The following is a 21,684-nucleotide window of genomic DNA, read 5'->3' as shown; positions in this document are numbered from 1 at the left end:
GACGACCACATGCGTATCTTGCTCATCAATCCTCCCGACCGAAACAAGGTGGTGGAGAATCCGGACGAGAACGGCGAGGAGTTCCTCGAGGCTGATTCGTTTGGCGACTTTCCGCCATTGGGAGCGCTTTACGTTCTCTCCCACCTGGAGGCGCACAGCACCGGACACCAATTGTTCTTCAAGGATTGCGTCGCGGAGCGCAGCGATTACGAACAGCTTCGCGCCTATATCGAGGATATTCGCCCCGATGTGGTCGGGATCACCAGCTTCACCGTTTGCCTGATGGACGTAGTTCTGACGGCCCGCCTGATCCGCGAGGTGGTGCCGGACGTCCATCTTTGCCTGGGTGGTCATCACCCCATTGCCTATCCCAAGGAAGCGGCCGAACTGCCCGAATTCGACTCGGTGGTGGTCGGTGAGGGCGAGGAAGTCTTCACCGAATTGGTCGGCCGGCTGGAGACGGGGCGGGATTTTACTGATATCCGCGGCGTCTACACCCGCGATTCCATCGGTCGTCATCTAGACAATCCGGTCCGCGATAAGCGCTTTTTAGCCCGTGTCACGGTCCCCGCCGCCTATGTGGAGGATATCGACGCGCTGCCCATGCTCAACCGCGCCTATATTCGTCAATACCGTTACCACAACATCATCGGATCAACGGACGATCTGGCGACCATCTTGTCGTCGCGCGGTTGTCCCTACCGCTGCACCTTTTGCGATGTGCCGATCAAGAGCTACCGCGAACGCTCGCCCGCGGCGGTTTGCGACGAGATCGAGGCCTGTCTGGCCATGGGGTACAAAGAGTTCCGCTTCTACGACGATCTGTTCAACATCAACGAGCGCAAGGTGATCGCCTTCTGCGATGAATTGGACCGCCGGGGGCTTCGGATTACCTGGGATTTCCGTGGTCGGGTCAACGCGGTGAGCCGGGAATCCCTGGTGCGCGCCAGAGCCTCGGGGCTTCGGATGATTTCGTTTGGTGTGGAGACAGGCAGCGATGACGGCTTGCGCATTCTGAAGAAGGCCACCACCACCGCCAAAATCCGCCAAGCCTTCGCCTGGTGCCGGGAACTGGGGATTCTCACCGTGGCCGATTACATCATCGGCCAGCCTTTCGAGAAAACGCCCGACGATATCCGCCGCAACATTGACTTCCTGGTCGCCCTCGACCCGGATTATGCTCAGATTTCGGTCCTCAAGCTCTATCCCAACACCGAAATGTACGATGATGCAACGGCAAGGGGAGTCGTCGCGCCTGGACGTTGGCAGGAATTCTCGGTCAATCCCCGCCGCGACTTCATCGTCGATCACTGGAACGAGTTCATGGATCTCACCACCTTGGTCCGGGAGCAAAAGCGCGCCTATCGCCGATTCTATTTCCGCCTGCCCTACATCCTGCGCAGCGTGCGCCAGACTGGCTCGCTCTATCAGTTTCTGTCCAAGGCCAAGGGGGCCATGAAGCTGATAAAGACGAACCTCAGGATGGCGGGATAGCCCGGTGTCATCGCACCACTTCCATTGCCTTGGCCGGGGCGAGGGTGCCCTGGGCACTTGGGAGCGCCCTGACAGATATCGGTTCTTCGACGACTTTCCTCAAGGGCGGGTCATTGCGCGCGGGGGGGGGCTATCCCTCTCCGGCGCCGGATTTGGCGAGGGAGTCCGGGCCGTGGACATGCGCCGTTTCAACCGCATTCTCGCCTTTGATCCTACCGTGCCGACAGTGACCGCCGAGGCCGGAGCCACTCTGGGACGTCTGTTTGACTTCCTCGCGCCACAGGGGTTTCAGCTTGCCGTTCAGCCCGGATATCCCGACATCACCATCGGCGGCGCCATAGGCGGCAATGTCCATGGCAAGAATCCGAGAGCTCACGGCTGCTTCGGCCAGTGGGTCGAGGCCATTGAACTGTTCCATCCATCGCACGGCCCTCTGTCGATGTCACGGGAGCAGAATCCAGATCTGTTCGAGATGACCATCGGCGGGCTGGGATTGACCGGGGTGATCCTGCGCGCCCGCCTGCGGCTGGTTCCTCTGTCGGCAAACACCATCAGGGTAGAGCCGCGTCGCGTCGCGACACCGGAAGAGGCAGCAGACATCTTGAAAGTTTGCCCTCCTGATGCTGAGCATCTCTATTCCTGGCACGACCTTGCCGCACCCGGGCGGCGCGGTCCCGGTATAGTCTTCGTGGGGCGCCATGAGGGAGAAGGCGAACGGGCGGCTTGCCTTGCCCGCTACCGCCCCCTGAAACCCGGTGCCCGTGGCTTGCTGCCGGGGGTTCTCCGCCACCGGGCAGGCATTGCCCTGGTCAATGCCATCCAGTGGGCGCAATGGCGGCATGTGCGTGATCTGGGCGTGGCCGCGGCCACCTTTCCCTTTGCGGCAACTCCCCAGTTCTTCGCGCTGTTCGGACGTAACGGATTCCTTGAGCATCAGTCCCTGGTCCCCTGGGAGCGCGCTTCAGACTACATTGACGGTCTGCGTGATCTGATCCGCCGTTTCGGCGTGACCCCCGGGCTGATGGTGATGAAGCCGTTCGGCGGCAATCCCGGCCTGCTGCGCTTTGAGGGCGACGGGCTGAGCATTGCCGTTGAGGTTGCCGCTGGCCCTGAATGCCTGAAGCTTTTCGCAGGTCTGGATCAGCTTGATGCCGTCCTGGGGTGCCGCCCCAATATCATCAAGGATGCCCGGCTGCCCCAGGCCGTGGTGAAAGCCGCCTATCCCGAATACGATCTGTTCCGGCAACGCCTGGTGGCCTTTGACCCGGATCGCCTGATGCGATCCATCCTTTCGGAAAGGATCGGACTGTGAGAGCCGTGGTAATCGGTGCTTCGGCCGGTTTGGGGCTAGCCCTGGCCGAGGAGCTGGCCAGACGGGGAGACCGGCTGTTGCTGGTGGCAAGGGACGGAAGGGATCTCGATGCATCGGCCCGAGATCTGTCTTTGCGCTACGGCACGGAGGTGGACTGGCTGGCCGCAGACCTAGGTCTGGAGGATGCCTCCGGCCTTGCCCAGGCCATGGTCGGTCGTCTGGGCGGAATCGACGCGGCTTTTCTGGTGGCCGGGTTGGGCGATGACGCCGATGACGGAGCCATGGCAGAGTCCTTGCTGCGGCGGCTTGCAGCCGTCAATTTTACCGGCCCGGTGGCAGTGATTAATGCCTTGTTGCCCGATCTCTTGCGTTCAAGTCCTGAGGCGCATCTGATCGGAATCGGATCGGTTGCCGCCATTCGCGGGCGGTCGCGCAACATGGTCTATGGGGCGGCGAAGCGTGGGTTGGAGTTCTACTTCGAAGCTTTGCGCCACCGTCTCTCCGGAACCGGCTGCTCCGTCCAGTTCTACCGGGTAGGGTTCATGGATACCACCATGCTTGGCAACCGTACCGCCGGTCTACTGGTGGCATCGCCAGCGTCCATAGCCCGGAAAATTGTTGCTCGACTGGGCAAAAGACGGGGTATGGCTTACCTTCCCCGCTGGTGGGGTTTGATTGCCTTGGGGCTGCGACTGCTTCCCTGGGCTCTGTACCGCCGCCTGAAGATTTGAGCGGTCGGAGATATTGGGGGCGGCATGGCGACAAACGAGCAAGCAAGGGGACAGCGGGGGACTGATGCGCTTTCCCTTGCCAATGGCGTGACTGCGGCAGCAGGACTGGTCAGGATTCTGCCTCTTCTGGTTTTCCTGGGGCTGGGGGTCTTTGTCGTTGTCTTCCGTGATCTCAGCGTGCACCGGATTCTGCTTCACAGTCCCGAGAACCTGCTGCCTCTCGACATGAACGGTCTACCGGTATCCCTGCGCGTCGGCAGCGTTCTGATCGAGCGCGCTTTTCAGGGAATATTCGGCGTCTTCGCCCATCTGGTCATGGGCGATCCCGCCAGCTATCCGCTGTTTCCCGGCTCGCCGTGGGGGAATAATGATCGTGGTTCCGAGTTGAACGGCTTCACCGTGCCGTTGATGGCACGCGCCTGTACCCAGCTCCTGTTGCTCTCGCCTGTCTATTGGGCTGCCTTGACCTTCTTTCGAACCACCGGAGTTCGGCTGTTATATCTGATCGCGGTGACATCCACCGTGGGAGGTGGCGCCCCCCTGGTCATCAACACCTTTTTCACCATGGTTCAGCCAGTGATCAATTGGCCGCACTCCTACTACATGTGGGACGTTCGGACCAATTCCCACGACTTCGCCGCCGTGGGCATGGTTCACCTTCTTGCCCTCACTCTCAGGGCTTCGTCGCGGATTGGGGCTGGTCAGGCCGCATTGCTCGCTGCTTTTGGACAGCTGTTCTTCGAGAATCTTGGGCTGGCCACCGGATTGTGCCTTGCGGCTGCCGCCCTTATCTTGCCGCCTGACGGCAAGGTTCGCTGGCGGGTCGCGCTGACCCGTCTGGTCAGTGCCGGGCTGGGGTCATCGACCGCCCTGGCGGCGTTGATGGGCATTGCCTACCTGAACACGGAGAGGGTCTTGTCCGGCCGGCTGAACTCTCTGGGGGATTACGCCGGCCATTACTGGAAAGAGGTCGGCCAGCATAACTTCGCATGGCTGAACGTCTCTTTGGCTAATCTGGCGACCATTTTGTTGTTTCCCTGCTTCGCCGGTGTGATCTGCGGCTTGTTGGCGGCGCTGCTGGAGCCGCAAACCGACCCCGAGCGCCGGAAACGGGATGCCCTCATCACTCTCATCCCCATGGCGGCGGTACTGGTCACCGTGCTTCTGGGTCTGGTGAACAGCACCTGGGAACCTGCTCGTCAGGCACTGCCCGCCGCAGCCATGATGCTGCTGTTATCCACCTCACTGATCCGATGGCTTATTTCCACATGCCGGTTTGGACGCAATAATTCCACCAACCGTCCCCTTTAGATTTCTCACCCCTGAGATCGTCCGCGATAACTGGCCCATAAACTGGTTCGCGATTGCCCACACTTAAGTTACCATGAGGTCCAAAGCGAGAGCAGTCCGCAACAATTATTACCAAGACTATGAACTTCAACAATTTCAACACACTCTCCGCATCTATACTCCTGACACTACTGATGGTTGCCCTTGCCGATTTTATATTTTCTCAATTTTCATGGTTCGGCCTCATCCGTCATACCGGTCTGAGAATTCACAATCCGGTCTACCACCACACCCTGAGATCAAATCTCTGCGGGCTAGACAGATGGGGTGGGCGGCCTTATCCGATATGTACCAATTCCCTGGGTTTTAAGGATGGATCCGCCAGGATCGTCGCCCAGGCCCCCATTCGCCCCCGCCTCCTGTTCATCGGCGACTCGTTTACCGAGGCCATTGGCATGCCCTGGAAGGATTCGTTCGTGGGGCTGTATTCGTCTCGACTGGAAAATTCCGAAGTGCTGAACGCGGCGGTCGCCAGTTACGCCCCATCCATTTACTACACCAAGGTTCGTCACCTGCTGGAACAGGGACTGACGTTCGACCACGTGATCGTGTTTGTAGATCCGTCGGATATCCAGGATGAAACACACTATCATCTATCTTCCGGCAACAATATCATCGACGACAGAGATGACATTGAAACGGATTTCGAACTGCTGATCGGTCAATTCATAGACAATAACTTTATCGCGATGGCAAATATCTCAGACTTGCTGAACGCCATCCGCAATCCACCGACAATTCAGCCTATCTTTGCCAATACCAGAGCATCGTGGACGTTCACCGACTGGAATGATCTCAGCCCCCACTACCCCTCCATGGGAGTTGCCTCTGCCATCGAAAAAGCAAAGGCAAACATGGATCAACTCTACGAACTCCTAAAATCAAAAAACATCCGCATCAGCGTTGGCGTGTACCCATGGCCAGATCAATTGAACTCTGACCACGTTGATAGCGTTCATGTCAAAATTTGGCGCGAATGGTGCACCAACAAATGCTCTCATTTTATCGATACATTTCCAGATTTCTTTTCATACAAAGCCTCACATCCACAGACATGGTATAGCGATCTTTATATCGGCGGCGACGTTCATTTCAGTGAACTCGGAAACTCGGTCATCGCCGAGCATCTCCGCCGAATCGGTCCCTTTGAGGTGGACCGGCCATTTCAGTGAGAAAGCCCTGACTCGGCGGGCCCCAATCTTCCGGATTCGCCCGAATTCCGCTATCTTCCACCGGCGGCAATTAGGAAATTTCGGAGCCCTCATTCCATGACAAACCCGGACGGCAGGGTTCTCAGCGTTCTGGCACCGCGTCAGATGTATGACTTCATCATGGAGACGGGGTTCATCCTCGACGTGCTGCTGTCCAAGGTCGATGTGCCGGTGCGGGTCGTTCTGGGCGAACCAGGCCAGCAGTTGCAGGCCATGGACGACGTCCTGATCATCGATTTCGAGAACCGCCTTAGCCCGGTGGTGAACTCCTTCGCCGCCGCGCCGTTTCGCAATGTGGGCGTGCTGCACATGGCCGACGAGACGCTGTCGGCCGATTGCTCCTATTACCCCAAGGTCGATTACGTGCTGCGCAATTACTGGCGCCCCGAAGCCCTGGAGATTGCCCCCGGCAGCCGGTGCCAGGGCGCCATTTGGGTCCCCAACGGCTATCGTACCGGCGTGGGGCCTTGCCGTGCTGATGCCCTTTTGCCCTTCGGCTTGCGGAGCCATCAGATGAGCTTCGTGGGCCGCACGCCGCCCGAATTGACCGACCGCCTGAAGATGATGGAGGTGATCCGCGCCCATGCCCTTCCCGCCCGGCTCGAGACCTCTCTCAAGTTCGGTGGCGAGTTCAGCCCCCATGCCTATCGCGCCCTGATGGAAAACACCCGCTTCGCCCTGGTCCCCACCGGCAATTCGGTAGAGACCATCCGTCTCTATGATGCGCTGGAGACCGGAGCCATCCCAATCTGCCTGGATGCGCCCTTCCTGCATGACGAGCGCACCGCTGGCGGCATTCCGGCCGTGATCCTGAACTCGTGGGACGAGCTTCCCCTGTGGTGGAAGACGGTGGAGGCGGAGCCCGAACGCTATGCCCGGCTCCAGACCGAAGTCATCGCCTGGTGGAGCGCCTTCAAGAGCCGCCAGGCCCAGCGCGTCGCCACCTTGATCAACGGCGCCTTCGCCCGCAGCGCGGGCTGATCACTCACCCGTGAAGTTGGGCGGGCGCTTCTCGCGGAAGGCCCGGACCCCTTCCTGGTAATCCTGGCTGTCATAGACCTGGCGGCGCAGGCCCTGCACCCGCTCGAACATGCGCGGCGTGATGGAATGGGCCGAGGCCAGGACCCGCATCTCTTCCTTCATCACCGCGATGGCCAACGGCGCCAGCTTCTCGATGTCGCGGGCCATCATGGTGCAGTAGAAGGTGATCTCCTCCGCCCCGCGCAGATGGTTGACGATGCCGAGCGCCTGGGCCCGCTGGGCCGAAATCGGCCGGGCGGTAAAAGCCATCTCGCGCACCACATGGATACCGGTGACATTCATGAAGGTCAAAAGGCCCGAGACGTTATAGGGAATGCCCAGCTTGGCGGGCGTCAGCGCGAAGGTGGAATCGGGCGTCGCCACCACGATGTCGCAGGCCAGGGCCATCTCGCAGGCTCCACCCCAAACGCCGCCTTCGATCAGGGCGATCACGGGGGCCGGAAACTCCTCGATGGCGCGGATAACCACCCGCAGCGGATCGCTCCAGCCCAGCGGATCACGATGGCTGGCGGGCAGTTCGGATACGTCGTGACCGGCCGACCAGACCTTGCATCCCGGTTCGGCCCGCAGGATGACGGCGCGCGCCTTGGCACGCCCCGCCTCTTCCAGCGCCTCGATGATGCCGTTGATCATGGCCTCGGACAGAACGTTGCGCTTGGCCTGGTTGGTCATGGTGATGACGGCAAGGTGGCCGTCCAACTCGCAGCGCATGATGCTCATGTCTGTCGCTCGCCTCATTTGAATTGATGCACCGCACAATGACATAGGCCAAGGCCAAACCATATGAACGATTTCGGAAAGCTGGCGATTGCCCGCCGCCCGCTCGCCCCGTACACTGCACCGATCACAGTTGCGGGAAGGCACACCATGTCCGATCAGGAACGTATCATCGAATTGACCGCCACCCTTGCCGACGTGGTCTCCCGTAAGGTGGAGGAGATCAAGAAGGTCACCGGCACCACCCGCATTCTGGCGCTCAACGCCCTGATCGAAGCCGCCCGTGCCGGCGAGGCGGGCAAGGGCTTCGCCGTGGTGGCGGGCGAGGTCAAGAACGTCTCGGAAAGCATCGACGGCATCACCCAGTCGCTGGAAGCGGAAATGGGCGCCGCCGTGGATGAATTGGGCAAGCTGGCGGGACGCCTGCGGGCCGACGCCGCTGAATAATCCCATGCCTCGCCTCCCCCGGATGGCCCGCCCACTCGCGCCACTCGCCCTGAGCCTTTTTCTGGCCTTGGGGACGGTGCCAGCAATGGCTGGCTATGACGAAGGCCTTGCCGCTTATCAGAAGCGGGACTGGGCCACCGCCATCCGGGAGTTCAGGCCCCTGGCCGCCCAGGGCAATGCCGCCGCCCAGGCCCGGCTTGGCCATATGCTGTTCGATGGGTTGGGCGGCACCAAGGACGATGTGGAGGCGTTACGCCTGCTCAATGCCGCCGCCGCCAGCGGCGATTCCTTCGCCCAGCACGTATTGGGCAGCGCCTATTTCAACGGCCGCGCCGTGCCCAAGGACATTTCCCAGGCCCTGATCTGGTTCGGACGTGCCGCCGAAAAGGGCCAGCCGGAATCCCTGCATGCCATGGGCGAGATCCATTTCAACGGGCTGGGCATCAACAAGGACGAAGGGCGCGGCATCGAATATTTCAAGCGCGCCGCCGAAAAAGGCTGGCCGCCCTCTCTCGACCGCCTGGCCCAATACGCCTGGGAAGGGCGCGCCATGCCCACCGATCAGGTCAAGGCGCTGGAATACGCCCGCCCCGCCGCCGAGGCCGGACGCCCCGTCGCCCAGTTCATCCTTGGGGTGGCCTATCTGCTGGGCCAGGGCGGCGTGGACAAGGACATGAATAAGGCCGCGCAGTGGTTCCGCAAGGCCGCCGACCAGGGCCACCCTCAGTCCCAGCATAATCTCGGCGTCATGTATCTCAACGGCAATGGAATCGCCAAATCCCAGACCGAAGGCTATTTCTGGCTGGCCCTGGGCGCGGAACGCGCGCCGCCCAACCTGAAACAGAATTACGAGAAGGAGCGCGATGGGGCCGGTTCGCGCCTGTCTCCCGCCGACCTGGATGCCACGCGAGCCCGCGTCGCCCTGTGGAAGCCCACAGCCTTGGCTGGCCAACCGGCGGCTCAGGCCGGTGGTCCCTCGCCCTCCTCCGCTCCGCTGCCGCAGCAATCTTCCACCACCCCTCCCCAGACCACGGGGGGCAAAGTGTCCTCGGGCTCGGGCTTCGTGGTTTCCGCTGATGGCGTGGTGATGACCAACGCCCATGTGGTGGAGCAATGCCGCACCATCACCGTCAAGCCCCAGGACGCCCCCGCCCAGGTGGTCTCGCTGAAGGCCAAGGACAGCGCCAACGACATGGCCCTGCTCAAGACCTCGCTGCGCCTGCCCGAGATCGCCCATTTCCGCCAGGACCGCCCGCTTCGCTCGGGCGATGAGGTGGTGGTGATCGGCTTCCCCCTGTCGTCCCTGCTGTCGCGCGAGCCCAACGTCACCGCAGGCGTGGTCAGCGCCATGAACGGCATGCGCGGCGATCCACGCCACTACCAGATCACCGCCCCGGTCCAGAAAGGCAATTCCGGCGGCCCGCTCATCGATATGAGCGGCAATATCGTCGGCATCGTCACCTCCAAGCTCAACGCCATGAAGATCGCCGACAAAACCGGCGACCTGCCCCAGAACATCAACTTCGCCATCAAGGCCGATCTGGCGCGGACCTATCTGGACAGCAACGGCGTTGCGTACCAGACCGCGCCCTCCTCGTCCCAGATGTCGGTGGCCGATGTGGGCGAGCGCATCAAGCGCGTCACCGTCTTCATCGAATGCCGGATTGATTAGGCAAGGCCGGATTCACGGTCCTCGTGGGCGCCGCCCACACCCGCAAAGGGCCTTGGGCCCTTTGATCCCGTTGATTTGTCTGATCGCTCTTTCTTTTCGCCCCCCCTCTCCCGCAAGCGGGCGAGGGGTTTTACAGGCAATCCCGGAACAAAGGAATAGGGATGCGCGAAGGGACGAGTCCCTTCGCCTATCTTCGGACAACAGAACGGCTCTCAGGCCTTCTTGCGCACCCAGGGCAGGATGCGGCCGCGCATTTTGCGGTCGGTTTTCATGATGTGCTCGGACAGCCAAATACTCAGGAAGCTGCGCATGCTTTCGGTGGCGACTTTCAGGTCGCCCCATTCGCCCTTGTTGTGCTTGTCCAGGAATTTTTCCAGGGTGCGGCGTAATTCGTCGTGCTGGCGCTTGTTCTCTTCATAGCCTTCGTAGCCGGTCTCGAGCTGGGCGGTTTCCTCGCGCTCGAAATGCTCGATCACATAGGTTTGCAGGCGCTCGAGGATGCGGCCGATCTCGGCGCCGTCGACCAGGCCCGAGGCGGTCTTGCTGGCCGTCTCGAACTGACCGACCAGGGCGAACAGCTCCTGATGATCGTCATCGACAACGTCGATGCCGGTCCGCATGTGCTCTTGCCAATTCGCCATGGAAATACGCCTCTGCCCGTCCTAACCCAGCGGAAAGGATGGGCCCAAAGGTATTGGAGGGCAAGAAACAGATTATGGCGTCTTGAGATCGAAAGTGGGACCGCCATTGCGTTGTGTGGCGCGGATGCGCCGTCCGGCATCGGCATCCAGGTCCATGTTGAAGTCCCGGCGATAGCTGGTGCTGGCGCCCACCGCCTCGTCCACCATCATGCCCAGAACGGCGCCGCCGCCGGTAAAGACGATGAAGGCGGTATTGGCCCACAGCCAGCCGCTGCCGCTGGTATTGAGCGTATTGACGGTGCGGCGATAGCCCGGCGCCGAACAGGCGACGGTGATGGGGGCGGCCTTGTGTGGGATCTGCAGGGTGGCAGGGGTCGAGACTTCGGCCGCAAAGCCGTCGGCACCGCTTAAGGCGCAATTGGCTCCATTGGGCTGGGTGGCGATATGCACCTCCGACGAGGGGCCATTCACCATGGACGCACAGCCGCAAAGCAGAAGCAGGGCCGCGAACACAGCCGACACAGGCTTCAAGACGGCATCCCCGTTTCCTGGCGCTGGGAGGAGAAGGTGCGCTGGCGGCGCTGGTACAGTTCCAGCAGCTTCCACCGCGCCACGGGGATGTCGCGCACCATGAAGCCCGGCACCATCAACAATTCGCTGCGCATGGCCGCCACCAGACGCCCCTTCCCCGCCTGGGAAAACAGCACTTCGGACTCGTTCAGCGGCTCGCCGATTCCGCAATATTCCACCACGGCACCGTCGAAATAGCGGTCGATGCGGCCATCGCGCACCATGAACACGAAGTCCTGGCCGGTCATGTCGATTTCCTCGCCGGTGGCCAGGTAATAGGGCTGGCAGGTCTCGGCGATGCGCACCTCGGTCAGGTTGGACAGGCTTTCGCCGAACAGCCAGGTATGATTGAAGAAATTGCGCAGATCGGCAAGGCGCGAGATGCGCTCGCTCATCTCGTTGCGCTCAACGAAGCTGCGATACAGAACGGCCGGAATCTTCAGGGCACGCACGAAGGACAGCGCCCGGTAGGTCTCGAAGGACGGCTCTCCCGACAGGGCATAGGATTCACCGATCATGGCGCCCGCCGAAAGAGTGGCGGTCTGGTCCGAATCGGGCTCGATGGTCTCCACCAGACCAGTGAGAATCAGATGCACGTCCTCGCAATAGCTGCCTTCGCGCAACAAGATGGTTTCCGGATTGAAGGTCACCACCGGATGATTCAGCAAGATGCGGATCTGGTGTTCCGGCACGCCGAGGAAGTATTCGGCGAGATAGCCGCGCGCGGCGCTCACCCGGTATTCCTGGTAGGAGGGAATCAGCGCATCCACCGTGCCAAAGGGCGCGCCCGAACCGATGCTCTTTTGCGCCTTGGTCAGCGCCAGGGCGGTGTGGGACAGGATGATCTTGCCCGACTGGTCCTCGCGGAAATCCTCGGCGCAGCCATGGATCAGGCCGCCGCCGATATCGAGCTTCTTGACGTCGGCGGGCATCAGGTAATCGGCGCGCACCTGGGCCATCAGTTCGCTGCTGATGCCGTGGCGGGTCTCGTCGTCATCGACCATCTGGCCCAGCACGTCCAAAGAGACGATATCGGCCATATGGGCATAGGAGCGGAAACCATCCTCCCAGGGCGTGCGGAAATGAAACACGGTGGTTTCCACCGGATGGGGCGAGAAGATGGGTTTCACCTCCAGCCCGGCGATATCGTTCCAGATACCCAGCGACAGGTCGCAGATCTCGAAATACTCGCCGAACGAATCCTCGCCGATATTGGTGAGCGCCGCCAGTTTCTTGGCCACCGAGGCGCGTACGGCGGGAAGGGCATAGTATTTGATGCGGTGATCGGCGCGGAACAGCGTGGTCAGGCCGCAAAAATGGTCGTCGTGGCAATGGGTGTGAAAGATCCCTTCCACCTCCTGCACGCCGATGCCCAGGGCCTGAAGGGCCGAATGAACATTGGGACCGGCATCGATCAGATAGATCTTGCCCTGGAACATCAAGATGGAGGACATGGCGGCCCGCTCGGGGTCCCAGCCGTCGCCTTCCCCGGCATGAACCACCGAGAAGTATTCACGCTCCAGATTGTGATAGCCCAGGTGATAGGGAGTCTCGTAAGTGTTCCCGGCGGACAGATTGAGATCGACGATGGCGGTCTCGCCGTCATAGGAAAACTCGAAGATATTGAGTTCCAGGCGCCGCACCGTCACGCCGCCGGGCAGGATGGCCGAGTCGTCTCCGATGATGCAGGTGTCGATCAGATCCTGGGGCGGTTTGATGGCGCCAAAGGCGAAGCGCAGCTTCATGCGCATCCACTCGGCGGCCATATCGGCGGGCACGCCCGCGGCCAGCATCTCATCTTCTGACAACAGGCCGTAATTGCCGCGCAGGACGTATTCCATCTGCGCTTCAACCTGCTGGGCGAGACCCAGGAGCAGCGGCCTGCGCCCCGAGCAATTGGGATGGCCGGGAATGATCATGCCCTGGCGATAGAGCATCTGCAGGATGGGAAATTCCGACAGGTTGGAGAATGCACCGTTTTGCAGCGGCACATCGGACAAGAGAATGGCGTTGGGCCCGGTCTCGAAAGAGACCCCGTTCCGTTCGGTGGGAACAATCAGCCCGCGCTTGATCAGATGCTTGACGCTGTCGGCGGGACAGCCGCACAAGACTCTGAGATCCGCCTCGGGCACTTCGACCCAGCTGATTCCTGACGATACAGATACGACCCGCATGCGGCTTCCCCCCACAGGACCGCTTTCCGGAGCAGGCTTTCGATGGCGCCCCGTTTTCGCCATCAGCCGCCAACCATAAAGAACGCCGACCAGATATAGGGCATGCTCCACTGGCTGTTACGCAACATCTCCAGCTGAGCCTCCCTCAAGGCGTCATGCGGAGTTTTGCCCGCCAAAAGCCTTTTGTAAAGTGCCGCCATCAGGGTCTGGGTTCCGGCGTCGCTGACCTCCCACAGGGAGGAGACCACCGAACGGGCGCCCGCCTCCTGGAATGAGCGGCGCAGACCGTAGACGCCCTCGCCCTCATGGACTTCGCCCAGGCCGGTTTCGCAGGCCGACAGAATGGCGAGTTGGGTGCCTGTCAGGTCCAGGCCCAGCACCTCCAGCGCAGTGAGAACGCCGTCATTGTCGGTATCGATATCGCCCAGCACCTGGGCGTTGGAGTTGATACCGGCAAAGGCCAGCCCGGCGCGCAGCAGCGGGTTATCGCCGGGCGGCGGGAACTGGAAATCGGACGAGCGCTGCAGCTTCAACAGGCGTTTCCTGAGCGTATCGTCGGCCTTGAGGAAGAAGCCGTGGGTCGCGATGTGCAGAACCTCGGGCGGCTGCTCCAGCTCGCGCAGCACCTTTTCCTGGGCTCCGGCCTTGGAGTAGATGGCGGTGGGCTTGCCCTGGTTCTCCACGGTCTTGACGATCAGTTGGCCTTCCTTCTCGGCGCCGGGCAGCGGATCGAACTTGAGGCCGCGCATACCGCTCATGCCGCGCACCGAATTCTGGACATCGGAACCGGCCGAGCGCGAGCGGGCCTTTTCCAGGGTCGCCTTACCCGTCACTTCCTCGGTGTTGTAGTCGGGACCTGCATTGATGAGATAGCCGCCCTTGGCCGCCGGGATGGAAGAGGGCAGCAAATCACGGCTGGAATTGAGGACATGCAGGTCGATGCGCTCGATCAGATATTTGCGGCTCGGCTCCACCAGGGCGCTGATGGGCAGGATGTTCAGCATGCCATCGGGAATGAAATAGACCTTGGTACGCCCGCCCAGGGCCTTATCCAGGGGTTGCCAGACCAGCTTGTGCACCTGCTGGCCCACATCAAGCAGATCGTCCATTTCGATCTCTTCGTTCTGGATATCGGTGCGGTACTTGACGATGGCGTCTTCGATGGTTTTGAGCGAATCGTATTTCACCAGCCCATAGACCGGGGTGTCGCCATCCTTACGCAGCGTTGCGGCCACCAGCTTGCGCGCGCCTTCTTCGCCATAGATGAACAGGTCGACCACCACACCGTCGGCGGGCAAGGCCTTGACCAGATCATCAAGCGCAATGGGGGCAACCGATTGCTGGAAACGGGTGGAGGAACGGCCAAGCGCTCCCTGCAGGTCGTTGATCTTTTCCTCGAGGCCGTTGATCACCTCGACGTGGTTGTCCTTGGTTTCCTCGGTGGGGCCCGACAGGGTCAGGGCGGCCAGACGCTTTCTGACCTCGGCCAGTTCCTCGGTCAGCTTGGTCAGTTCGGGATCGCGCGACAGGCGGGTCACCTGCTGAATCTCCGACGCCACCTTGAGCAGCAGACCCTTGCGGTTCAGGCTGATCTCCATCAGCGCCTTGCCCGCCGTCGGCTCGTCCAGTTTGGTCAGCAAGGCCACATAGGCGGCCAGTTCGGGCGCGTGCAGGCGCACATAGCCCTCGCGCGCATTGTCGCCGGTGACATAGAGCACGCGGTTGAGGAATTCGGTGCGGCGCTTGAAGGTGGTCTGACGGGTGGCGAAGGCGGCCTTGATGTCGCCCATATCCTCCTGCACCCCGGCCAGGGTGTTCAGCGTCTCGAAGGTATAGGGATGGGCCGGCCCCAGAACGGCCTCGTCACCGGCCAGGGTCTTGGTCAGAAGGGTTTCGGCCTCCTTGAGCTTCTTCTGGCTGCGATAGAGCGCCGCCAGATCGTGCATGGAGCGCAACGTATCGAGATGCTTCTCGCCCAACACCGAGCGCCGACCGGCCAGGGCGGTGTCGAAGGCCTTTTCCGCCTCTCCCAGCTTGCCCAGCTTGTGCAGCGCGCGGGCCAGGTTGTTGAGCGCCTTCAAGGTGTTCTGGTGCTTGGGCCCATATGCCTTGACCCAGGCTTCGTGCACCGTCTTGAACATGGGGGCGGCACGGTCGTACTCGCCCTTCAGCATGTAGAGATAGGCCAGATTGTTGGTCGCCGCGATGGTATCGGGATGCTTCGGTCCGATGGTCTTGCCGAACACCGTGATGACGCTCTGATACAGAGGCTCGGCCTTGTCGAACACGCCCTGGCTTTCATACAGCAGCGCCAGATTGTTCATGGTGGTCAGCGTGGCCGGATGGGTCTCGCCGAAGGCCTTGCGTCCGCCGTCCAGCGCGCCCCTTAAGAAGGGCTCGGCGCGCTCGTAAATGCCTTCCTTCTCTAAGATCTCGCCCACATTATTGGCGGCGATCACCGTGGAGCGGTGGTCGGTGCCCAGAACCTTGCGGTAGCGTTCCCACGCATCCATGAAAGTCTTCTCGGCCTCCAGCAGGCGGCCCTGCTTGCGGTAGATGGAGGCCAGCGAGGACAGCGCCGCCACGGTGTTGGGATGGGCGGCGCCCAGCGCGGCGGTCTGGGCCTCCAGTACTTCCTTGGCCATCTTCTCGGCGGCGTCGTATTCGCCACGGTCATCCAGCACGTCGGCCAGATCGCCCTTGGCCGAAAGCAGGTTCTGCTGATCATTGGCGGCCTGGGCATCGCGCACCGCGGATTCCAGAATCTGCTGCGATTCCGTCAGACGGCCCTGGCGGTGGTACAGCCCACCCGCCTCGATACGGGTGGAAAGGCTCAAGGGATCGGTGGGCGCCAGGGCCAGCTTCTGAATGGCCACGGCCTGATCCATCAGGGCCGCGGCGGCGGTGTAGTCGCCCTGCACCCGCTTGAAGGCGCCCTGCTGGGCCAGACAGCGGGAAAACTCCCCATGGGCCTCGCCATAGACCTTGCGCGAGGCGGTGCAGGCGGCGTCCAGAAGCTTGTCGGCATCCTTGGTCTTGGAGGCGTTGATCTGCAGACGCGCCAGGGTGAGTTGAAGGCTGATGGTCTGGGGATGCGTGGCCCCCAATCCGGCGGTCGAGGCTTTGACGGCCCCGTCATAGACCTTGGCGGCCTGATCGAACTTGGCCTGGGACTGGTAAAGTCCGGCCAGAGCCTGTTGCACCTTGACCGTTTCGGGATGGGCATCGCCCAAAGAGGCCTGGGAAAGCTTCACCGCCAGGAGATAGCTGGCCTCCGACGCCTCGACTTGCCCAGCCAATTGCTGCAAGGCGGCCAGATCGGTGGCGCTGATGATGGTGGCCAGATGCCCCTCGCCCAGATTGTCCTTGGCGATGGACAGGGCCTGGGCGGCCTCGTCCACGGCCTTGGAAAGATCGCCACCGCCCGCCGAGGCGATGGCCTGCTGATGCGAGCGGTTCCACAGCATGGCGGCGCGCTGTTTGGCCTGGGGAACGGCCGAGGCGGCCTGCTGCTTCTCCGCCACCCAGGCGGGCAGAACCGAGCGGGCCTTGGTGATTTCGCCGTCCAGACGCTGGACGTCTGCGGCCTTGCCCGCCTGCATGGCTTGGCGAGCCTGACCGATCAGATCGTCGGCGGATTGGGCGAAAACCGGCGATGCGGCAACCAGAACCGCCAAAGCGGTCCCGGCGAGCAACGTCAAAGCACGCGAAGCCATCATCGAACCCTCTCCCGACTGCCGGCCGGCTTCCCCAAGCCGCCACCGAGGCCCCTGGCTGAAAACCGGGCCTAGCTTTTTTCCTTGTGGGTATAGACGCCATCCCAGTCCAAACCGGGCGGCTCTTCCATGAAGTGCTCGATACGGTCGAGGTAAATCTTGTAGATCACCCGCTCGGGCTCGGCATTGTGCAGTTCCTGAAACGCCATCTTGGCCGCGTCCCACTTCTGATCGCGGAACATGGCCAGTGCGGCCAGATGCTGGGACAGACGCGCCACGGTCTCGGCATCCACCTCGCCTTCGAAGCCGATGGGCTCGTAGAGGCGGACAGGCGTGTCCTTGCCCTTGACGCGGACAAGGTCGATCTCGCGGCTGACCAGTCCGGGCACCACCGCCTGGGTGTACTCGGTGACCATCATGTTGACGCCGTATTGCTTGGTCAGGCTTTCCACACGCGAGCCCAGATTGACCGCGTCGCCCAGCACCGTATAGGCCATGCGGAAGTCCGATCCCATGTTGCCCACATTCATGATGCCGGTGTTGAGCCCGATACCCACCTTGATGGGCTTCCAGCCGCGCGCGATGAAGTCGTCCTTCAACTCCTCCATCTTCTTGACCATGCCCAGCGCCGCCATGACCGCATGGCGGGCGTGGTCGGGGTCGTGCAGAGGCGCCCCCCAGAAGGCCATGATGGCGTCGCCCATATACTTGTCGATGGTGCCGCGGAAATCATGGATCACATGGGTCATGGGGCTGAGGAAAGCGTTCATCAGCACGGTCAGTTCCTGCGGCGCCAGGCCTTCGGAAATGGTGGTGAAGCCGCGCACGTCGGAGAACAGCACGGTCATTTCGCGCGATTCGCCGCCCACGGTGACCTGCTGGCCGGTCTTGTTCATCTCGGCCACAAGTTCGGGCGGGATGTATTGACCGAAAGTCTTGGCGATCTGCTGCTTCTGATTGCGCTCGATCAGATACTGGCGGAATTCCACCAGGAGATAGGAGGCCATCAGGGCCAGGATGCCGTAGGACATGGAGATGACCACGCCCAGATGGATGTAAAGAGCGCTGGCCGACAGAATGAAGCCGATTCCCAAGGCCACCACGAACATGCCACGCAGCAGCGGCCGGGTGAGATAGAGCGACAGCAGCATCATGGCCAGCAGCAAGACGACGGGCGCCACGGAATCCAGGACGGGACTCGCGGCGCGCAATGGCGCCCCCTTCAGGATCGAGCTGATGGAATCGGCGATGATTTCCACCCCGTAGACCATGCCGACAGGCGTGTCGAACCAGTCGTGGGACACTTCGGATGTATCGCCTAAGACGACGATCTTGTCCTTCACCCAGAACTCCAACTCGGCCAGCTCCCGCTCATCCAGGCCGGAGATATCGAGGAATTCCAGGGCGGACAGCCCCGCCGACTGGCTAAGGAACCGGGTGCCGGTGGGAAGGGGCGGAAAGTCGATATAGAGTTTGTTCTCGTGGTTCAGCGGGACGCGAAGCTCGCCCAGAACCAGCGTATTGCCGTCCAACTTGGGCTCGACACCCAAGAACATGGCGGCGGCCTTGACGGCGAAGGGCCAGCCCCCCTTCTCGCCGGTCATCTCGGGAAACACCCGCAGCCGCGACAGGCTGGTGACCAGCTTGGAATTTGACTGGATATTCGTATAGGCGCTGGCCGAGGCCTGATCGAGAAGCGCCGTCGGATAATTGATCTTGGCGAATTTTCCGTCCCTGAACTCGCCCTGGGCCACCAGCACCGTATTGCCAGCGTCGCTCAACGCCTTGGCCAGGGCCGGGTCCTCATTATACGAGCTGGGAAAATCCATGAGCATGTCGACGGCGATGACCTTGGCGCCCAGCGCCTTGAGATTGGTCACCATGGCGCCAATATCGGTGCGCCGGAGCGGAAAGCTCTTATAGGACTTGAAGAAGGCCTCGTCGGTATTGACCACCACCACTTCGGGGGCCACCGCAAGCTTCTTGGCATCGCCATAGGCCAGCCGTAACTGGTGGCGGAAGGAAAGAGTCTGATCCTCCAGCAGGGCGAACCATTCGAAATGCTGGGCGGGGATGGCGATCAGGAACAGGACGAGGGTGAAGAGTATATCGTATCGCTTGGTCATGCCGCTCCCCGGAATCGAGAGGGGCGCTCTCCTCGCGGAAGAGAGCGCCCCAATTTGGTTAGTTGGCGTTGAGTTTGTCGTTGTAGACCAGCGCTTCCTTCTGCTTCAGCTCGACCAGCTTCAGCTCGTTATAGGCGCGGATCAGCAACGGACGCATTTCGTTGTCGTCCTTGTTCTCATCGAAATACTTACGATAGAGATCCATGGCGGCGACGGTCACGCCCTTCTCGTCCAACAGATTGGCCACCGAGAAATCGTCCTTGGCGTTGATGGCGCGGATCCTGGCGATATTGTCGGCCAGGGCCTTATCCTCGGCCGCCGACAGCCACATGATGGCGCCTTCCTTATCGGCCTCGGCCACCTTCTGGCCGTTCTCGATCACCGCGACGGTGAAGCTGTGCTTGCCGGGCGACAGCTCCGGAACCTTGAAGCGGACCAGATCGCCATCGGCGCCAGCCACCTGATGGGCGGTTCCATCGATGGTCAGCACGAAAGAATGGCTCTTGCCGAAGCTCTGCCAGGCCAGTTCGGGATAGGTCGAGGACAAGGTCACCTGCTGCACCACGCGCAGCTTGATGGCGCCTTCCTTGGCGACGCCGCGGCGCACGGTGGTATACCGCTGGGCCTCGGCGAAACGATTGCCAAGACCGGCCACCAGATCGCCAGAAGCGGCCTCGGGGGCGGAAAGCTTGCCGCTGACCACCTTCAGGGCGGTTCCGGCAACCTCGATCTGGCTGCCCGACGACAGGGTCTGGGCCATGTTGGTGGCCTGATCGACCAGCTTGCCCGACCCGTCAGAGCCGGTGCGGATCATGTCGCCAGCGAACAAATACTTGTTACGGTTAACCGGCTTCCACGAAGTGCCGTCACGGCTATGCTCCACGGTGCCGCTGACCTGCATCAGCAGCGAAACCGGCGGATCGGCGGCCAGCGCCCCGTTGGGGACCTGGGAAATCAGCAGCCCAACCGCGAAAATCAAGGCAGCAAAAAACTTGCTCGTCATATTGGCCTCCTTAGCCGATTCCTTGAAGCCTAACACAGAAGGCACGCCACCATAATCAGGCGGGTACACTACTTCGTCAAACTTCGTCACCTCCCATGATTCGGCCCGACCCGATCAACTGCCCCTCACGAACCAGCCGCCCATTCCCCAATGGTCGATGGCGATCCGAATTTGATTATAGATCCAGAGTATACGTCGTTTCCCTCAATGCGCCGAGATCATTTTAAAGCGGCGCTCGTCATCCATGGCGCCCGCCAGCATGGTCGGATTGAGTACCAGGCAGCGTTCCTCGCCCGCCCGCGCCCGCTCGGCCAGACAGGTATCGATGGCCCGCCGCTCCTGCAATCCCACGATCAGACCGCGATAACGCAGCATGCCGTCGCGGGGACGCACCACCACCATGGCCGAACCACCGCCCAGCTTGCCCCGCATCTGGCGATGGACCTTGTCCAATTCGCGGCGGACCTTGCCGAGGTCGCGGCCATAGGAGACCTCCAGCGCCCATCCGGCGGGAACGGAGCGGCGTTGGGCGATGGCCATCTCGGGTCCGCCTCCCTTGCCGCTGCGCGCATAGCCGCAGGCCTCCTGCGAGCGGTCGGGCGGCGTCCCTCCGACATTGCCGAGCCCGGCCAGAGAACGCCCGGTAGCAGGCTCGGCCTGCAAGGCCTGATCCATCAGCCTTCGGATGGCACCCAGCCGCTCGGCCGAGGACCCAGCTCCCATCACCACCGCCAGGGCCCGGCGTCCACCCCGATGGGCGATGGCCACCAGATTGTAGCCCGCCGAGCAGGTAAAGCCGGTCTTCATGCCCTCGGCCCCGGCATAGGCGCCAAGAAAGCCGTTGACCGTGGGCAGGACGCGGCCCTTCCAGGTGGTGTCGCGGCTGGAAAACATCGGGCGGAAGGCGGGAAAATCCCGCTCGATGGCCATGGCCAGGATGGCCATGTCGCGCGGCGAACTCACATGTCCCGCCGCCGTCATGCCTGTGGCATTGCGAAACGAGGACGAGGTCATGCCCAGTCTGGCCGCCTCCTCGGTCATGCGGACGGCAAAGGCGGACTCGCTGCCCGCCACATGTTCGGCCACGGCCACGGCGGCATCATTGGCCGAGCGAACGATCATGGCTTTCAGCGCCGCACCCAGGCTGATCCTTTCGCCCGGCCCCAGGTCGAGGGTGGCACCGCCCTGGGACGCCGCCCGTTCCGAAACGGTGATGATATCGTCTTGCGACACCTTGCCAGCCTTGATCGCGCCAAAGGCCACATAGGCAGTCATCATCTTGGTGAGCGAGGCGGGATGATGGGGCATTCCCCCCCGGCTTTCGGCAATCACCGTGCCCGAGCCCAGATCGACGGCCAGAGATGCCGACGGCTCGGCCCGCACCATGCCAGTCGGCAGCGCCAGCCCAAGCGCCAACACCGCCAAAAACCGACCACATGCCAAAATCCCGTTCACCATGGCATCACCATCGCCTTCCGG

General features: G+C 61.9%; 16 protein-coding genes. 8 read left to right on the top strand and 8 right to left on the bottom strand.

From position 1 onward, the window contains the following. Window positions 1–9: 9 nt before the first annotated feature. The 6 genes from CCC_RS09775 to CCC_RS09750 all read left to right on the top strand — a co-directional run bounded on the left by CCC_RS09775 (window position 10) and on the right by CCC_RS09750 (window position 7,079). Complete coding sequence (locus tag CCC_RS09775; RefSeq protein WP_041041072.1) at window positions 10–1,494, top strand: B12-binding domain-containing radical SAM protein; 1,485 nt, start codon at window positions 10–12, stop codon at window positions 1,492–1,494. Window positions 1,495–1,498: 4 nt separating this feature from the next. Continuing rightward, complete coding sequence (locus CCC_RS09770; protein WP_082036578.1) at window positions 1,499–2,806, top strand: FAD-binding oxidoreductase; 1,308 nt, start codon at window positions 1,499–1,501, stop codon at window positions 2,804–2,806. Further along, window positions 2,803–3,537, top strand: a complete 735-nt coding sequence (locus CCC_RS21180) for an SDR family NAD(P)-dependent oxidoreductase (protein WP_052473075.1) — start codon at window positions 2,803–2,805, stop codon at window positions 3,535–3,537. The genes CCC_RS09770 and CCC_RS21180 overlap by 4 nt, the downstream gene beginning before the upstream one ends. A gap of 24 nt (window positions 3,538–3,561) precedes the next feature. Continuing rightward, window positions 3,562–4,848, top strand: coding sequence for a hypothetical protein (locus tag CCC_RS09760; RefSeq protein WP_152619751.1), 1,287 nt, complete (start codon window positions 3,562–3,564; stop codon window positions 4,846–4,848). 173 nt (window positions 4,849–5,021) lie between these two features. Further along, window positions 5,022–6,059 carry a hypothetical protein gene (locus CCC_RS09755; RefSeq protein ID WP_152619750.1) on the top strand — a complete coding sequence of 346 codons (1,038 nt, stop codon included), beginning with the start codon at window positions 5,022–5,024 and terminating at the stop codon, window positions 6,057–6,059. Between the two features lie 96 nt (window positions 6,060–6,155). Continuing rightward, on the top strand, window positions 6,156–7,079 hold the full coding sequence (locus CCC_RS09750) for a hypothetical protein (protein ID WP_152619749.1): 924 nt from the start codon (window positions 6,156–6,158) through the stop codon (window positions 7,077–7,079). Here the strand turns inward: CCC_RS09750 and scpB are convergent, their stop codons facing one another. Continuing rightward, on the bottom strand, window positions 7,080–7,859 hold the full coding sequence (gene scpB, locus CCC_RS09745) for a methylmalonyl-CoA decarboxylase (protein WP_009867369.1): 780 nt from the start codon (window positions 7,857–7,859) through the stop codon (window positions 7,080–7,082). A 147-nt stretch (window positions 7,860–8,006) separates the two neighbouring features. On the opposite strand from scpB, the gene CCC_RS22790 reads away from it, so the two are divergent. Further along, the gene (locus CCC_RS22790) at window positions 8,007–8,303 is read left to right on the top strand and encodes a methyl-accepting chemotaxis protein (RefSeq protein WP_009867370.1); all 297 of its coding nucleotides are present in this window, start codon (window positions 8,007–8,009) and stop codon (window positions 8,301–8,303) included. Between the two features lie 85 nt (window positions 8,304–8,388). Then, window positions 8,389–9,975 (top strand): trypsin-like peptidase domain-containing protein, encoded by a 1,587-nt coding sequence (locus CCC_RS09735; RefSeq protein WP_236686352.1) that lies wholly within the window; start codon window positions 8,389–8,391, stop codon window positions 9,973–9,975. Between the two features lie 212 nt (window positions 9,976–10,187). On the opposite strand, the gene CCC_RS09730 is transcribed toward CCC_RS09735, so the two are convergent. The 7 genes from CCC_RS09730 to CCC_RS09700 form a co-directional block, all read right to left on the bottom strand. Continuing rightward, window positions 10,188–10,616 (bottom strand): bacteriohemerythrin, encoded by a 429-nt coding sequence (locus CCC_RS09730; protein WP_041041062.1) that lies wholly within the window; start codon window positions 10,614–10,616, stop codon window positions 10,188–10,190. A 72-nt stretch (window positions 10,617–10,688) separates the two neighbouring features. Next, window positions 10,689–11,138 carry a hypothetical protein gene (locus CCC_RS09725; protein WP_236686365.1) on the bottom strand — a complete coding sequence of 150 codons (450 nt, stop codon included), beginning with the start codon at window positions 11,136–11,138 and terminating at the stop codon, window positions 10,689–10,691. A 5-nt stretch (window positions 11,139–11,143) separates the two neighbouring features. Next, window positions 11,144–13,360, bottom strand: coding sequence for a cyclic nucleotide-binding domain-containing protein (locus CCC_RS09720; RefSeq protein ID WP_041041058.1), 2,217 nt, complete (start codon window positions 13,358–13,360; stop codon window positions 11,144–11,146). Between the two features lie 62 nt (window positions 13,361–13,422). Next, window positions 13,423–17,079, bottom strand: a complete 3,657-nt coding sequence (locus CCC_RS09715; protein WP_041041056.1) for a CHAT domain-containing protein — start codon at window positions 17,077–17,079, stop codon at window positions 13,423–13,425. A gap of 68 nt (window positions 17,080–17,147) precedes the next feature. Further along, window positions 17,148–19,202, bottom strand: a complete 2,055-nt coding sequence (locus CCC_RS09710; RefSeq protein WP_009867894.1) for an adenylate/guanylate cyclase domain-containing protein — start codon at window positions 19,200–19,202, stop codon at window positions 17,148–17,150. A 58-nt stretch (window positions 19,203–19,260) separates the two neighbouring features. Then, window positions 19,261–20,205 (bottom strand): DUF7354 domain-containing protein, encoded by a 945-nt coding sequence (locus tag CCC_RS09705; protein ID WP_041041054.1) that lies wholly within the window; start codon window positions 20,203–20,205, stop codon window positions 19,261–19,263. A gap of 204 nt (window positions 20,206–20,409) precedes the next feature. Then, window positions 20,410–21,663 (bottom strand): D-alanyl-D-alanine carboxypeptidase family protein, encoded by a 1,254-nt coding sequence (locus CCC_RS09700; protein WP_041041053.1) that lies wholly within the window; start codon window positions 21,661–21,663, stop codon window positions 20,410–20,412. Between the last annotated feature and the right edge of the window lie 21 nt (window positions 21,664–21,684).

The sequence above is a fragment of the Paramagnetospirillum magnetotacticum MS-1 genome, from assembly GCF_000829825.1.
In the GTDB taxonomy this organism is placed as follows: domain Bacteria; phylum Pseudomonadota; class Alphaproteobacteria; order Rhodospirillales; family Magnetospirillaceae; genus Phaeospirillum; species Phaeospirillum magnetotacticum.
This window is presented reverse-complemented; position numbering and strand designations above follow the sequence as displayed.